Genomic DNA, 16,771 nt, shown 5'->3' with positions numbered 1-16,771 from the left:
AAAGGTTATTGAAGCAGGCCATCTGCAAGTTTACAGAGGGCCTGCTTTTACTTATAGTCCAGAAATCAAGGTATCATACCGTGCAAAAATCTAACCGAAGAACTCCATCCAAGGGGGAGAGAATTCATGAAGGGGCGCAATTTAAAGAGATAAAGTATCCAGCGGTATTTCAAATGCACGTTTAATAACTAACCCGGCAGCGAGCTTGGTTTCATCCGGTTTGTCCTGAAGGTGGATCAATTGTACGTTATTAACTGTCACAGGCAACTGGTGCATCACTCTAGCTTTAATCTCGTTGAACATTTCGGGACTGATGGTAGGAATGACTCGGCCAGTCATAAGCAGGCTGTCTGGATTGATAAATGTAATGATATTGGTAACGGCGATCGCGATGCCATCGACAATTTTTTCGTATAAACCAAGGAACTTAGGATCTCCTGTTCTTATGCCTTCTGCGAACTCCTCTAGTGTGCATTTGATGGAAACACTAAGTCCGCTGCTGGAAGCCAGCGTCGTTAAGCATCCGGATCTGCCGCAATGGCAAGGATAGGCATCTTCTCCATAGAAGCCTTTATAATGCCCGAATTCACCTGCAACAAAGCTTGATCCTGCAATAATTTGTTTATCGTGGACGATCGCGCCGCCTGTACCATAATCAAACTTAATGGTGATATTGTTATTGGAATCCTTCAAGCAGCCGTTCATATTCTCGTTGACAGAGAGAAGATTGACATCGTTCTCGATATACACGGGTATGTCATATTTGTCTTCAAGCAGCTGCTTGAGCGGCAGGCGATGAACGCCTATGCCGGGTGTTCGCAGAACGATGCCATGCTGAGAATCTACCAGGCCCTGCATACTGATTCCGATCCCTTTTACTTTGGAGGCGTTGGGCACCTGGGTGAGCAGCTCATCGATAACTTCATGCAACAGCTGCATCAGCACATCTATAGAACCATATTTGTTGATCGTGCGTTCTGCGGATGCGACAGCTTCTTGACGCAGGTTGAACACTTTTCCGCGAATGTATTTGCCGGCGAGCTCAAGCCCGATGGCATAAAAATGGCCGCTGTTGATATGAAGGCCGACTCTTTTCCTTCCGCTGCCTGCCTCCAAGTCGATAAGCTCCCCTGTCACGATTATTTTTTCCTTCAACAGGCGATTCACGATATTGGTTACCGTTTGTCTGCTTAGTCCAGTCTTTTCCGCAAGCTCTACGCGAGAGATCGGCCCCTCTGAATAAATGAGAAAAAGAACCTTCTGCTGATTTATTGATTTTAATAACATATGGCTAGTTTGTTTGACCGAATCACTCACGATATGCATCCTCTTTCCAACAACGTTTTATATAATATAGATTCAAAACATTTGACAAATTAGGAACATACTTTGCTTCAAGTGTAGCATTAATACGAGGCGAATAAAAGTTGCAAGTTCGTTTAATTCAACGAACGTCATTTTTAAATTTCTTAAAAACGATGATAGATGGCGGTTTTATGCAGCATGATACAATCAGTACGGAAACTTTCAATCCAAAAACAATGAAAAAAACGCAGCCAATTGTATTGACATTGTGATAAAAAAGGATATTATATTTGTAAACTGATTTGATTAAATACAATAATTTGACGCCTAGAGGAGTAAGTAATGGTATGGATTGGATGGATCATTGCAATAGCAGCGATGACGGTGCTGACTTACATATGCTGGCTGCATGCAGTTATGTTACAACCTGGTAAAGCAGATGCACTTATTGTACTTGGCTATGTATCTAAAGACGGCCGAATACACCCGTTGCTTAAAGAAAGACTGGATGAGGCTTACAAACTGTTTCAGCAGTATGGGCCCAAATATATCATTGTATCGGGGGGAGCCGTTGGTTCACGTCGCTCGGAAGCGGAGCTGATGAAGAAGTACCTGATTGAGAAGGGCGTCCCAGCAAAAAGAGTGTTAGAAGAAGACAAGTCAAACAACACCGTTCAAAATTTAATCTTTAGCAAGCAATTGATGGAGCAGTACCAGCTAAAATCTTTTGTTATCATAACCAATTTATTTCATGTCCGCCGCACGAAGTATATTATGCATCGTCTTGGCATAAAGGGCGGATTCTGCGCCAATCGAAGCCTTAGAAGCATCGTGGGATTCCAGCTTAAATTAACATTTTTGGAGATTCGGGCATTTCGATTAACTCTCCCTATTATTAAGAGGGTCATCAATGATCAAAACGATTGACAAAAAGGTTGACAACTGGCCGTTTAATAATTAAAATGTAAGCGTTTCCAGAATATATGGGAGGTGAGGCTTAAAAGGCCAAAGCCAGTACTTATTTACAAATTATTTACCCTGATTTGATTGCTGATTAACAAATCATAGTTATGCTTAAATAGTTAATCCAATTTATTTATTAATTAACGGGGGAGCGAAATAATGTTTAATGGAAAAATGAAACGATTCATGAGCACGGGTGTTGCAGCGGCATTATCATTAGCCATGCTGGCTGGTTGCGGTGGAAACAGCGGAAAGAACGAGGCTAGTCCAAGTACAACTCCTGCTGGTTCGGATAAGCCGGGTGTATCTGCAGAAGTAGAAGTTTATGAGAATGGATTGCCGAAGAATGAGGAAGTAACGCTAAAGGTAGGCTTCTTTGTAGGAGGATATGGCCGGGAGTGGTTCGATTATGCAGTTGAATCGTTTACAGCCAAGTATCCAAATGTCAAAGTAGACATCACGGCTTCAGCTGATATGAAGACGATTCTTTCTACAAAAATCTCTGCGGGCAATGATAATGACATGTTTGATCTATTTAATACCGATCCAGCGGGAGGTATTGTGGGGCTCGCTGAAGCCGGCAAGCTTGAACCAATGGATGACATTTGGGAATACCCTCTTCCAGACGTGCCGGACAAAAAGGTCAAGGATCTTATGATGCCGGGCATGTACGAGTCAACGCAGCTGATCAATGGGAAAAGATATGAATTTACGACGGCGAGCAGCTTTGGCGGGTTGTTTTTTAATAAAAAGCTATTCGAAGAGCATGGCTGGAACCAAAACCCGAACACATGGGATGAATTTAAAGCACTTCTAGCAGACATTAAAGCGGACGGCATTGCTCCCATAACGTTCCCGGGTATTCATCCAAGCTACCATAACTGGGCTTTCGGAACGGCCAAAAATTTTGAGCTGGCTGATATCAATGGCCATGTGGATGAATTTATCGAAAATTATAGAACCTACGGTCTGCCGCAATACACAAATCCGGAGACAGTTGAAACCTGGCAGCGCATCTATGAGCTTGGGAAGCTGGGATATTTTGCAGAAGGACTTCCGGCATTGAACCATACGCAATCGCAAATGCAGGTTATTCAGGGGCAAGCGGCGATGGTATCGACAGGGACTCATGTCGAGAATGAGATGAAGGAAGCAACACCCGAGGATTTCGATTGGGGCTTCATGGCTGTTCCTTTCAGAGATAACACAAATCAAACGCTTTGGATTCGAAGCGGAACTTCAAACTTCAACTATATCTGGGCAGCTAAGCCGGAGCTTAACAAAAAGTGGGCCAAAGAATTGATCACATGGATGGTTACGCTTGAAAATCAACAATTTGCTGCTGAAAAGGCAGGCGCTTTGCCAATGCGCAAGGATTTGACGGAAGACCCTGCCAGAACGGCTAACCTTTCCAGTTCCGCCCAATCTGTTCTGAAGTACATTGCGGATAATAATGCTCAAACTTATAAAGCAAGCCGGTCTATCAGTATTTCCGATCCGAATCTTGCTCAAGCGGAAAAATTATTGAATGAGAATATTGTTAAATTTGCTATGGGTATGCAGGATCCGAAACCGATTCTGGAGCAAGCCGAAGAGCTGCTGAAGAAAGCTGTAGAGGCTGAAAAGAAAAAATAAGACGTGATGGAGCGGGGAGGACTCATCTCCGCTCTTCTGTTTTAACTCTGCGACCCTATAGGCTTCACATAGTACGTGTTCAAAAAGTCGGATTTTCACGTCCAGTAAGATAGGAGCTGATCTCTCGTGTCTGATTTAACCGCTGTGAAGACACCAAGGCCCTCTGTGCTGCGCAAACTGGGTCTTGATAAAGCGAATACGCAGAAGTGGATATTTCTGTTCATAGCCATTGTGCCTCCCTTTGGCGGATATTTGCTTTTCACGTTGTTTCCGAACATCTTATCCGTTTATTATGCGCTGCTTAATTGGGACGGGTTTACGGATGCAACGTTTGTCGGGTTGTCCAATTTCGTCAACGCATTTCAAGATAAATACGTGTGGCGCGCGCTTACCCACAACTTGATTTTAATGATAACGGTGCCCTTCTTTGTTATTATCATCTCTTTGATACTTGCCTATTTAATTACAAATAAATCGTATAAAGAAAATAAGTTTTTGAAGATATTGTTTTTCTTTCCGAATGTTTTATCTACGGTCGTAGTCGCGCTCCTCTGGGCTTTTATTTATGACGGATCGTACGGTTTGCTGAATGGGCTACTAAAGTTCATTGGCATTGATACCGGTAATTTCTATTGGCTGGGCAATGAAAATACGGCGCTTGCGTCGATTATCCCGGCATGGGTATGGGGCGGCGTCGGCTTGTACGTCATTATCTTTGCCAATGCGATGCTGGCGATTCCAAAGTCATTGTACGAGGCGGCGATTCTTGAAGGGGCCGGACATATGACGCGTTTGTTTAAAATTACAATGCCGCTTGTTACGCCCATTATTCGGGTCAGCGCTTTGTTCCTGGTCGTTGGCACGATGAAGGGCTTTGAAATCATCCTCATTATGACAAACGGGGGCCCATTCGGGTCGACGGATGTCATCGGCCTCTACATGTTTAACTTGGCTTTTGGCGTAGAGTATCGGAATTACGGCTACGCTTCCGCAGTCGGTATGATCCTGTTCGTCATATTAGTAACGGCAAAGCTGTTAATCGATAAATTTGTGCCGAACAAAGGCTACGAGTATTAGTTTCCATATGAAGTTCGGAGGGATAAAGTTTGAAGGAAAAACGAACGTTTATGGACGTTGTGTGGCGTGTGCTGCTTTATGCTTGGTCGCTGACCATATTGTTTCCTTTAGCCTGGGTTATCTATGAATCGTTAAAAAGCAATCCTGAGTTTTTTAAAGATATATGGGCGCTGCCTTCGGAACTAAGATGGCAGAATTATTCGAAGGCTTGGAATCAATACGGTTTTGGGCAATCACTCTTAAATACCCTTTATTATGTTGGCGGAAGTCTGGTGCTTGGGCTTTTCTTTACGACAATTAACGCCTATGCGCTTACTCGAATGCAGTTCAAAGGCAGAAAATTGATTTGGGGCTTGATTATGTTGTCCCTGTTCCTGCCGGGCATCAATGCGCTTGTACCCCAGTATGTCATTATGCGGGAGCTGAGTTTGACCAATAGCTTGACCGGATTAATTCTTCTGTCCAGTCTAGGTGAAAGCGTGTTCTATCTTATGCTGCTCGGAGGGTTTATGAGCTCTCTGCCGATGGAGCTTGAAGAGAGCGCAACGATGGATGGCGCTACATTATTCCAAAAGTTTTGGCGTGTTATCGTTCCTTTGTCTACACCGGGAATTGTAACCGTTGGCGTATTCAAGTTCTTAGGGTTTTATAACAATTTCTTAGCGCCGTTCATCTATTTGAGCGATCCCAAGAAATATCCCATTGCGGTGCAAATGTATTCTGCGAATAAGCAAATGGAGTTTACTGCGGATTGGGTGACTTTGTTTGCCGGTGTAACCATTGCGATGGTACCGTCCATTATTATTTATATCTTATTCCAAAAACTTCTTATGGAAGGCGCGACCATGGGGGCGGTGAAGGGATGAATACTGCAGAGCAAGTGAAGGCGAAATATAAGCTGATTGCATTGGATCTGGACGGGACGCTTCTGACGGATGAAAAGCACATTACGGATGAGACCAAAAAGTGGCTTCAATATGCAGTAGATCAGGGTGTTAAAGTCATGTTCTCCACCGGGAGAGGCTTGCAAACTGCCAAGGGCTTCTGGGATGAGCTTGGGCTCGATTCCCCCATGGTGCTGCTCAATGGAGCAGAAGTTTGGGAGGGACCGGGCAGGCTTAAAAAGCGAGTCTTCCTCCCTCGGGACACGGTCCGCGATATGCACGCCATTGCTGCCAAGCGGGGCGAGTGGTACTGGGGCTACAGCGTGGAAAGCTTGACGGGCGACAAGGAATGGACGCCGGAGATGTTCGAACGGGATTGGATGAAATTCGGCATTGGCAGCAATGATCAGCGGAAGCTTGCGGAAATTAAGGAAGAGCTGCTCAGCTGGGGCACGCTCGAGGTTACCCATTCGGCTCTTACTAATATGGAGATTTCAGTTAAAGGCATTACAAAGGAAAGCGGAGTGCGCGAGGTTTGTCAGACGCTGGGCTTCTCGATGTCCGATGTCATTGCTATGGGGGACAGTGATAATGACGCGAAGCTGCTGAAGGCAGCAGGTCTCGGTGTTGCGATGGCCAACGGTGAAGAGCATATCAAATCCATAGCGGACGTAATCACGGCTACCAACAACGAGGACGGCGTTGCTCTGGCGATTCGAAAATATGTATTCCAAATGTAGTAAACACAGCTTTGCTAGTAAATATAATGAGGGAGTAGAAATAGATGACCGTTCAATCGAAAGAGATAAACTTAGATCAACTGGGCGGAACTATACACCAGGAGACAACTAATGGCGAAGAGTTGAGATGGCATTCTCCGTTGGAAGCGCCCTTTCACATCGCGGGCTTCCCTTGGCTTGCGCAGGATGGGATATACAGACGCCTGCCCTTGGCTTCCGAGGCGGTCTTGCCTCCCGCGGTTGATACGCTTGCTTATTGTACGGCAGGCGGGCAAATTCGCTTTCGCACGAATTCTTCAAGGCTGGTCATACGGGTACGCCTTGCCGGACCGGCCAATATGTACCATATGCCGCCTACAGGGCAGTGCGGGGTTGACTGCTATCTTGGGGAGCCGGGAGAGCAGAGCTTTATCACCACGGCTAAATTCAAACCAACGGAAAGTGAATATGAATCACAGCTTTATCAGTGGGATTCAAAAAAAGATGTGGCCGTCACCTTAAATTTACCGCTCTATCAAGGGGTAGAAGAGGTGTGGATCGGTGTAGATAAGGATGCTGTCATAAGCGATGCACCTGCCTATGCAAGCAGTAGACCCGTTATTATATATGGAACTTCGATTACGCAAGGGGGATGCGCCTCCCGGCCGGGTATGGCTTATTCTAATATTCTCAGCCGTATGATTCCGGTGGAGTTCGTCAATCTTGGCTTCTCGGGGAATGGAAGGGGCGAGCCGGAACTCGCGCATATCATGTCGGAAATCGATGATCCGGCGCTATTCATTCTTGATTATGAAGGAAATACGGGCGAGGCCGGAAACATCGCACGAACGCTGCCTGCCTTCATCCAAATTTTGAGAGAGCGGCATCCCGAAGTTCCTATATTAGTAGTCTCTAGGATTTACACTGCGGAAGACCAGTTCTATATGGAGAGAAGGGGGCTTCATGATCGCCGCAGGCTGATTCAGATCGAGAATGTGGAACAGAGGATGGCAGAAGGAGACCGTAATATCCATTTCGTTGACGGCTTTAAGCTGCTGGGCGATGATTTCGTCGTAAATGATTGTACGGTTGACGGAACACATCCAACGGACCTCGGGTTTTTGCGCATGGCACAGTCGCTTGCACCAATCATTAAGCCATTGTTGCAACTGTGATTAACAAGATAGAGGATAGAACAGCCTTCAGACTGCATTTTTTGGTTTAGGGGCTGTTTGTTTATCAGTCAGACACTTTAAGCCGAAAAAGGAGAGGGTTTTGAGTGAAGTCCCAAAGAAGAAGACTACCTTTTATTGTGATGGCTTGTATGATTGCGGGGGTTGTTAGTCTTTATTACGGCATTAATGTATTCGCGGCGTCTTCAGAGACAGAGAATGGTGTCTCTAAAAAAGATAGAGCTAAGTATTTAGGAGCTTCACTGTTCAAAGGTCATATGCATTCCCATACTTCTCTCAGTGACGGGATATTGCTGCCTAATGATGCTTATAATTTTGTGAAAAGTAATACAGATTTTGATTTTTTTGCAGTGACGGAACACGACGTGACCTATGACATCAGTACGGGCAGTGACTTTATTACGAATGTTCAAGACTCTTATTCAGAAGAATACAAGCTGCTGCATGAGCAATCCGATGCTCACAATCATGATAACGAATTTATTACGCTGCCGGGTACGGAAGTGACTTGGTATGATGAAGCAGGCCATATCAATTTGTTTAATGCCCCATGGTTTGCAAGAACACATGGAGTAGGTGCTGATGGCACTTGGGGCTGGAGCGACATCAAATATGATCTGCCAACCTTTTACGCAAGACTTGCCCAAGATCCGAATGCAATTGCGCAATTTAATCATCCACGATCATCAGGAAATTGGAGTTTCAATGAATTTAAACACTATAACCGGGAAGTTGACAGAAACCTTAATCTGATGGAATACAAATCGTCCAATGATTTTGCAATCTATACCAAGGCATTAGATCGAGGCTGGCATGTTTCTCCCGTGTTTGGCGGGGACGAGCACAAAGGAAATTGGGGAATGGTTCAACCCCATGTGACCGGTATGTGGGGGAAAAAGCTTACTAGAGAAGGCCTTTACGAGGCGATGCGAAACCACCGCACCTATGTATCATTTGATCGCAACCTGGAAATGGCGGTTTCAGCCAAAGGTCAGATGATGGGGTCGATTCTTCCGGCCAAAACAAAGAAAATTAATCTCAAGATACAGATAAGTGACCCTGATGCTAACGATGTGTTGGATAAAGTCGTTGTTTACAAAAACAGCGGTGAAATCATCAAGGAGTACGGCAATATTGCCAGCAATCAATTTAATCAGGAAGTATCCTTAGCAAGTAAAGATGGGGACTACTTCCTCGTGAGAGCTTTCCAATTGGACGGTGAAGAGGCTATAAGTGCTCCAATATGGATTGGTGATGAAACGAGGGGCACGGTGCATGCGCCTGAAATTAAGGTTCATGGACAATATCCGGACACGATTAAGCTTGGGGATCAAATAGAAGTGCTGGACGCTTCGGCGACAGATCACAGCGGTCAATCTTTATCGGTGGAAGCCATCGTTCTAAATGATAAGGGAGAAGTAGCGGCTCTAAATCAGCATTTCAAGGTCGACATGTATGGAGAGTATTTCATTAAGTATGTAGCAACCGACGCTCAAGGAAATACGCGTGTTGAACTTATTCGAATCCTTGTTGATCAGCAGAATCTGGATGCCGAACAAATTTTAAATGAATTTCAACCCATTGTTAATGTTGGTGAGAATGAACGTGAAGTAGGAATAAACTTGGTCACAGATAAGGCATTAGAAACGTCGTATATTCAGTATAAACCTCAATCCGAGACGACGTGGGACCAGGCGGAAGTAGTACAGGCAGAAGCCTCTTATTTTCAGGCCGCCTATGGTGATACGTATGACAAGAGTAACTATCGGGTGCTTGCAGCTCATGAAGCGAATGTAACAGATCTCGGCTTAGGGACTACGTATGACTATCGGTATGGAATGTCACCTTCTGGACCTTGGAGCGACAGTTATAGCTTTAGGACCGCACCAGCTTCAGAGGAAGCCGTGATGTATGTGATGGGCGATCTTGGAGTTCCGGATCGAAATCCGGAAAGCTTCCGGCTCTTTAACAATATGCTGGACGTTCTGAGGGAGAAGAATTCAAACGGACAGACGGTGATTCAAGTCGGAGACTTGGTCGAAAATGGCGGAAATATGTATGCATGGGATGATGTGTTTAGCAACATTTACAACAACGATATGGGTCTAGTTTCTGCTCACATTGTCGGGGACCGTGAACGTGCGACGGAGCGGAAGCTCGTGCCGTTCTCCGGGTTTTTCAACCTGCCGAAGAACGGTGAGGGCAGTTACCGGGAAACGAATTATTCGTTTGATTACGGCGACATGCACATTGCTGTTCTGAATTCTGTGCTGGATTTCGACAAGCAGCTGTCATGGCTGGAAAAAGATTTGCGGGCAACCGACAAGAAGTGGAAAATCGTTATGGGGCACTATCCTTATTATGGCGGTCAATCGGGTGATGAGACCGGTATGGACATGATGAGAGTGAAATTGTCTCAAGCCTTTGAACGGCTTGGTGTCAGTCTGTACATTGGCGGTCATGATCATGTGTATAAACGGACAACCGTACGAAACGGTGTAAAAGATATATCGGAAGAAGCGATGAATCTAGGTACAACCTTTGTGACAGTTGGTTCATCAGGTCCAACGTTCTATGATAACAAATCGTTTGACTGGGATCATATCGTATACGATGAAAATAAGCAGACGGGTGTTATTTTAGAATCAAACGATCAATCTCTCACGTTGAAAGCCTACAACAGCGACGGTGATGAAATTGATTCATTTACGATTAAACAACCTGCAAATTATATGAACTTAACAAGCGCAATAATTGAAAATAACGTCTTGAAGGGCGTTGGGGTCCTGAATTATCCGAGCTCGCCTGAACGTGTCACCGTTATCGGGGAAAAGCGGGATCATACAGGTGAACAGCTGCTGGAAACGGTGATTCAAGAAGCAACGCTAGAACATCTCGGACGTGAACAAATCATCTTATTTGACAACCCGCTTGCATTTGGCGATGAACATACGATCGTCGTAAGAGTGGTTAATAACCCAATCGATCAAGAGCCGTTAACGGAGCCGTTAATAGCTAAAGAAGGCATGCTGGGCGATGGTTCGGAAGGCAACCCCTATCAAATCAAAAGTGCCAGTGGACTCAATAAAATGCATGAGTTCCCGGACAAACATTTTGTTTTAGCTCAAGACATTGACGGTAAGGGCATGTTTTTTGAAGCCATTGGCGCGAATGGCACTCCATTCACGGGTACGTTTGATGGGCAAGGGCATACGATTACAGGCGTTATAGTCTCCTCGGGCGGTGCCGGTCTCTTTGCTATTAATGAAGGGACGATCCGTAATGTAGGAATCACCAATGCCGATATTGATGTTCGTCGAAGTAATATTGGGATCCTGGTTGATCAGAATGATGGGATCGTGGAATATGCCTACAGTACCGGATCTATTCGAGGCAATTCTACGGTTGGCGGTCTTGTGGGTTACTCGAACGGTATCGTTAGAAACAGTTATTCAACAGCTCGAGTCCATGCGCGAGGCAAGCAAGCCGGCGGCTTGATCGGGATTACGAACCGGGGGAGTACAACAGAACAGGTCTATGCAACCGGAGCCGTAATAGCAGAAGAATCAAATGCTGGCGGCATCAGCGGATACGGATATAACAATACGGTTATTCGAAATAGTATGGCATTAAATCCATCTATTGTTACAGGTACTGCATCGAATCGAATCGTCGGCAGAGTACTAGCTGGGGAGACGGCAACTTTAGTCAATAATTACGCCGATGAAAATATGTTTGTTAGCAGTGAGAACGTTACGGTGAATGATCCGAACAATGAGAAAGGACAGGGGGTCGGTGCAGAAACATTCTCGAAGCCATCCTTTTTCATTGAGACTCTCGGTTGGGATTTTGATACGATCTGGATCTGGAACGAAGATGCCAAACGTCCGTTACTGCAAAGTAATTTGGAGCAAATTAACGAAGACAATATCCCAAAACCGAAGCTTGATCGGAATGAAGAGGGGTACTACATCATCCGCTCGATTCAAGAATTAAAAACGATATCCGAATTCCCAAATGAGAATTATATATTGGAGGATGATCTTGATTTTGAAGGGCGGCTATTTGAACCTTTATTTAAAGCGACGCCATTCCTTGGCACGTTTGATGGGAACAATAAATCCTTAACCAATTTTAATTCAGAAAATGGCGGCTTATTTCATCTCAATGGCGGAACCATTAAAAACATAGCTATGGTAGATGCAAGCGTCACTGGCGGAAGTAATATAGGCATACTCGTTAATACAAACAACGGAACGGTAGAGAATAGTTATGTCACGGGCTCAATCGAAGGCTCCAGTACCGTGGGCGGTCTAGCGGGTTATTCCAATGGCATCGTGAGAAACAGCTATTCCATGGCAGATGTAACGGCCCAGCTGAACCAAGCTGGCGGTCTAATCGGAATTACGAACTCAGGCAGCTTAACGGAAAACGTGTATGCATCCGGAGCCGTCCAGGCGCTTAGAAGCAACGCAGGCGGAGTGACTGGCTACGGTTATAATGATACGGTTGTTAGAAACGTGATTGCTCTTAACCCTTCCGTCGTGACGCCGACGATGGCGAACCGCGTGGTAGGACGAGTCCTTGCCGGGCATACGGCAACGCTTCAGAATAATTATGCGTTCGATGGCATGATTGTGGATAAAGAAGGCGAGAGTATTGCCGCTGCTGACAACAGAAAGGGTTTGGGGCTTTCTCAGCAGCAGGTTGAAGACCCTAACACGTATACCGATCGACTGAACTGGGATTTTGAGTCGGTTTGGATGTGGAATGATGCTTTAAAGCGTCCGGTATTGAGCAGTAACCCTGAAGAGGCAAGCGAGCCTGTCGTGCCTTTGGAAAGAAATGAAGCTGGTTATTACCGAATCAAGTCCATTGAAGATCTGAATGTTATGGAAGCCTTCCCGGCAGAAAAGTATATTTTGGACCATGATTTGGATTACGCAGGACAACCGGCTGAGCCACTTTTTAAAGATGTTTCGTTCACCGGTGTTTTGGATGGCGACGGGAAGAAAATAGTCAACTTTAATTCCTCGAGCGGCGGCTTAGTCCATCTTAATGGCGGAGTGATTAAAAATATAGCCATGATCGATGCCGGCGTCACTGGCGGGAGCAGAATAGGCATACTCGTCAACACGAACAATGGCGAGATAGAGAATAGTCTTTCAACAGGCTCCATTACAGGCTCCAGCACAGTCGGCGGCCTAGTGGGCTATTCCAATGGCATCGTAAGAAACAGCTATTCTACCGCGGATGTAACCGCTCAGGTAAGTCAGGCCGGCGGCCTAATCGGAATTACGAACTCGGGCAGCCTAACAGAAAACGTGTATGCGTCTGGAACCGTTCGGGCGATGACGAGCAATGCGGGCGGAGTGACTGGATACGGATACAATGATACGGTCGTCAGAAATGTCATTGCCCTGGGCCCTTCGGTTACGGCGCCAACGATGGCGAACCGGGTGATGGGACGAGTTCTTGCGGGGCACACCGCCACGCTCCAAAATAATTATGCATTTGACGGCATGATGGTTGATAAAGAAGGTGTCGCTGAGGGAGCATTAACAACCCTTAAGGGATTAGGCCTATCTGAAATTGAAATAGAGACTCCATCCACCTATACAGACAGGTTAGGGTGGGACTTTAACGCGATTTGGAGATGGGACGGTATGGGTAAACGACCTGTTTTACAATCGATATCAGAAGGCAACGGAGAAGAGCCGGTTCGCCTGATTGGGCTTGAGCTCGAGGGGCTGCATACGCTGGCCGTTGGAGAGAGTGATCAAACGGTGACTACTGCAGTATACAGTGATGGAAGCCGTGAAAAGGTAGAGATAAACGTCACCTATACAAGCAGTGATCCAAGGATTGCGGAGATCAGCGTTAGCGGTGTAGTAAAGGCGAATTCGGAAGGAACCGTAATCATCACCGCAGAGTATGACGGCTTGGTTTCATCCTATGAGCTAAAAACCTTGACTCCGAAGCAAATCGATATGGAGAGAGTCGACCCAGGCATGGATTCTGAAGGCACGCTTCCTTTCACTTCTTCGGCCTTAATCGGAACGGGGGAGTGGTGGAGCGCGAACCAGATGCCGCACCCTCCTGCCTTCATGGCGGAGCAAGCCATGAGATCGTTTGAACGGCACCATATGTATTAGGCAGTTGAATGAAATGAGTCCGGTAATGATGCCGGGCTCATTTTCATTTATATCCGCAAGTGAACGTATTACTTTTTGAACAGCCCTCTTTCCGATAAATGAGATCGCTTTAGGGTGAAGTATGTTATGTGGATAAAAATGAAAGAACCCTCCAAACCTGGAGAGTTCTTTTCTTTCGTGGAGTACCGATCCACTTATCCCTTCATGAATAATCTCAAAAACGCGGTCATGTCGACGGGGCTTCACCAGACGCTGAAGACCCTGATTTTGTCCTTTCCGCAAGCTTCGTAATCGACTCAATGTCTTGATCCGTTAATTGGTCAAGGAAATGTTTGCGTATTGCCCTGGAGACTATGGGAAGGGCATCATCCAATGCCGATTTTCCAGCGGGAGTGATGACGACTTGAACACAACGATCCGTGTCTCGACTCGAGGACGCTGAACCTTCCTCCTGAAGATCCCCGTACGCCACGGATCTGGCGTTTCCGAGTCGAGGACCTGAAACGGTTATCGAAGCTTCCGTTCCCGGTCTTAGTGGGCGCCTCGATCGGAGCCGCATCGCCGCTGCCGGACACTCCTGGGGAGGCCAGACGGCGAGCATGCTGCTTGGCGCGCGAGTCCTCGATCACAACGGCGAGCAGGGAGAGGATATGTCCGACTCGCGCATCAAGGCGGGCGTGCTGCTTGCCACGACTGGCAAGGGTGGAGCTGACTTGAGTCCGTTCGCGGCAGAGCACTTCCCCTTCATGAATCCGAGCTTCGCGGAGATGAGCACGCCGACCCTCGTGGTAGCGGGGGACCATGACCAGTCCAGACTGTCCACTCGGGGGCCGGACTGGTTCACCGACCAGCCCATCTGCGAAGAAGCGAATGAACAGCAGCTTGACCGACTTGGCAAGGTGCTGGCGGAATTGGCCGACTAGCTTTGTAATTTGATATCGGCATTGACGCGAAATGACTGCTGCCTAGTTGATGACTCTAAAATGGTCGCCGTTCACGATCCCTGTCGGGGAATCGGACGGCGATTTTTTTTTAGTAACGGAAGACGGCGGTAGAGATCTCTTCTGTTGCTGATTTCTCCGTCAAGCTGAGCCGTGAGCATATGAAGTGCCAAATAAACGATAATCGAGGGATGACATGCCTGAACATAAAAGAGTGGATCCACGAGCCGTTCGCTCCAAAAAGCTGCTGAAACAGGCCGTTTTTTCATTACTGGCCGACAATCTGGAAGTCTCTCAATTGACCGTCCAGAAAATTGCAACCCGCGCAGAGCTAAATCGCGCCACGTTTTATTTGCATTATGAGGATATTAATGATTTGCTGCGCCAGATCGTGCATGAGATCTTTGACGACCTGTCCATGAAAGTCGAGCCGCTATTACAAGTGAAGAGCAGAAACGAGCGGGAGCAGCTAATTACATTTTTAAATTATTTTTATGAATACCGGAACATTTTCGCCGTGTTGGTTGAGCATACGGGCTTCAAAACCCACTTGTCGAACCTATTGAAAAACACGATAGAACAACGCAGAGACGCAAGAAACATCCATTCCACAAGTCGGGTTGCCTCCGTTGATATTGTGGCCTCATCACTTCTGGGGATTATTATGTGGTGGATTAAGGATGGTACCGAGCATAGCGCAGAATACATTGCGGATCAGATTACCTTGATGTATAGAAGAAAGTATTTGTAACCGATGAGGCGCAAGAGGTAAAGCTTGGAACGTTAGAACCAACGTGCATTCATTGCAAATATTCCCAGTCCTCTATATCATGGACGTATCGTATGTAAAAGCCTATAAAAGGAGATACATCCGCGGAACTGCACTGGGAAATCATCGAAAAATAATAGTGACAGCCAGTTTAGATATCCTGGCCGGGAGGAGAAGAACATGCATACACGGGAAAGCTTAATGAAGCAATTAGAGCAGCTGGGCATTGACGGAAAAGGGACCTTGCTGGTCCATTCTTCCATGAAGAGCATGGGGCCGGTCGAAGGCGGCGCGGACACGGTCCTCAATGCGCTGACAGCGTATATGAAAGAAGGGCTGCTGGTGCTGCCCACCCACACGTGGTCTTATATCAATGCGGATAATCCGAAATTTTACGTGGACCAATCCCCATCCTGCGTCGGAATCCTGCCGGAGCTTTTTCGCAAACGTCCGGATGTGGTGCGTTCGCTGCACCCCACGCATTCCGTGGCGGCACTGGGCCAGGATGCCATCCCGTTCACAAACGACGACCATCGGTTCGACACGCCATGCGCTAGAGGATCCGCTTGGGGCAAGCTGCTTGACCGCAAGGCGACGATTTTGTTAGTGGGTGTCGATTTAAAGCGCAACACTTTTATTCATGGAGTCGAGGAGTGGGTGGACATCCCGGGCAGGTTAACGGATGGCCATGAGAAGCTGTACACGGTTTTACCGGATGGAACGGAAATCCCGGTGCCTTCCCGCAGACATTGCGGGTTGTCGTGGTCGGAGCATTTTTGGAAGGTCGATGAGGTCCTGGAAAGTCGGGGGGCGATGCATAAGGGGCATCTTGGCGATGCCGTCGTCCGGGTATGCGATGCGGCCGCGGTGGCCGATGTCATAACGGAAATGCTCAAGGATAATCCGGACTTGTTCTCGGATAATCAACCCTTGGACCATACCATGCATAACGTATAGACGAGGACTTTCATCGTATGTGACTGCGATGGATGGGAAGATGGATGTTAAAGAATAAACCAGCCGTCTTGTAACGCTGCATCCATTTTCCCGTTCATCTTCTCAACTAACTGTTTAGACAGATAATAGGCCGATCCCGCTGGATTCCGTGTTGGTTCTGCTGGCGACCTGAC

12 protein-coding genes are annotated in these 16,771 nt (G+C 46.7%); 11 read left to right on the top strand and 1 reads right to left on the bottom strand.

Annotated elements, in window-relative coordinates:
- Positions 1-141: 141 nt before the first annotated feature.
- On the bottom strand, positions 142-1,326 hold the full coding sequence (locus AC3RCL_RS31415) for an ROK family transcriptional regulator (protein WP_249732900.1): 1,185 nt from the start codon (positions 1,324-1,326) through the stop codon (positions 142-144).
- Between the two features lie 321 nt (positions 1,327-1,647).
- On the opposite strand from AC3RCL_RS31415, the gene AC3RCL_RS31410 reads away from it, so the two are divergent.
- The 11 genes from AC3RCL_RS31410 (at position 1,648) to AC3RCL_RS31360 (ending at position 16,598) form a co-directional block, all read left to right on the top strand.
- A complete protein-coding gene (locus AC3RCL_RS31410) occupies positions 1,648-2,232 on the top strand; it encodes a YdcF family protein (protein ID WP_096777236.1) in 585 nt (194 codons plus the stop codon).
- A gap of 195 nt (positions 2,233-2,427) precedes the next feature.
- Positions 2,428-3,903: an ABC transporter substrate-binding protein gene (locus AC3RCL_RS31405; RefSeq protein ID WP_492533918.1), complete on the top strand. Its 1,476-nt coding sequence runs from the start codon at positions 2,428-2,430 to the stop codon at positions 3,901-3,903.
- Between the two features lie 126 nt (positions 3,904-4,029).
- Positions 4,030-4,980 carry a carbohydrate ABC transporter permease gene (locus AC3RCL_RS31400; RefSeq protein ID WP_096777234.1) on the top strand — a complete coding sequence of 317 codons (951 nt, stop codon included), beginning with the start codon at positions 4,030-4,032 and terminating at the stop codon, positions 4,978-4,980.
- A 29-nt stretch (positions 4,981-5,009) separates the two neighbouring features.
- Entirely contained in the window at positions 5,010-5,846 is an 837-nt protein-coding gene (locus tag AC3RCL_RS31395) for a carbohydrate ABC transporter permease (RefSeq protein WP_096777233.1), read from the top strand.
- On the top strand, positions 5,843-6,604 hold the full coding sequence (locus tag AC3RCL_RS31390) for a Cof-type HAD-IIB family hydrolase (protein ID WP_492533915.1): 762 nt from the start codon (positions 5,843-5,845) through the stop codon (positions 6,602-6,604). The genes AC3RCL_RS31395 and AC3RCL_RS31390 overlap by 4 nt, the downstream gene beginning before the upstream one ends.
- Before the next feature lie 44 nt (positions 6,605-6,648).
- The gene (locus tag AC3RCL_RS31385) at positions 6,649-7,758 is read left to right on the top strand and encodes an SGNH/GDSL hydrolase family protein (protein ID WP_492533913.1); all 1,110 of its coding nucleotides are present in this window, start codon (positions 6,649-6,651) and stop codon (positions 7,756-7,758) included.
- A gap of 104 nt (positions 7,759-7,862) precedes the next feature.
- A complete protein-coding gene (locus AC3RCL_RS31380; protein WP_492533911.1) occupies positions 7,863-13,931 on the top strand; it encodes a CehA/McbA family metallohydrolase in 6,069 nt (2,022 codons plus the stop codon).
- A 126-nt stretch (positions 13,932-14,057) separates the two neighbouring features.
- Complete coding sequence (locus AC3RCL_RS31375) at positions 14,058-14,222, top strand: hypothetical protein (protein ID WP_492533909.1); 165 nt, start codon at positions 14,058-14,060, stop codon at positions 14,220-14,222.
- Positions 14,223-14,644: 422 nt separating this feature from the next.
- Complete coding sequence (locus tag AC3RCL_RS31370; RefSeq protein ID WP_492533907.1) at positions 14,645-14,854, top strand: hypothetical protein; 210 nt, start codon at positions 14,645-14,647, stop codon at positions 14,852-14,854.
- Positions 14,855-15,068: 214 nt separating this feature from the next.
- Positions 15,069-15,623 carry a TetR/AcrR family transcriptional regulator gene (locus AC3RCL_RS31365; protein WP_492533905.1) on the top strand — a complete coding sequence of 185 codons (555 nt, stop codon included), beginning with the start codon at positions 15,069-15,071 and terminating at the stop codon, positions 15,621-15,623.
- Positions 15,624-15,821: 198 nt separating this feature from the next.
- Positions 15,822-16,598 (top strand): AAC(3) family N-acetyltransferase, encoded by a 777-nt coding sequence (locus AC3RCL_RS31360; RefSeq protein ID WP_492533903.1) that lies wholly within the window; start codon positions 15,822-15,824, stop codon positions 16,596-16,598.
- Positions 16,599-16,771: the final 173 nt, after the last annotated feature.

The sequence above is a fragment of the Paenibacillus sp. MT86 genome (genome assembly GCF_058792535.1).
This window is presented reverse-complemented; position numbering and strand designations above follow the sequence as displayed.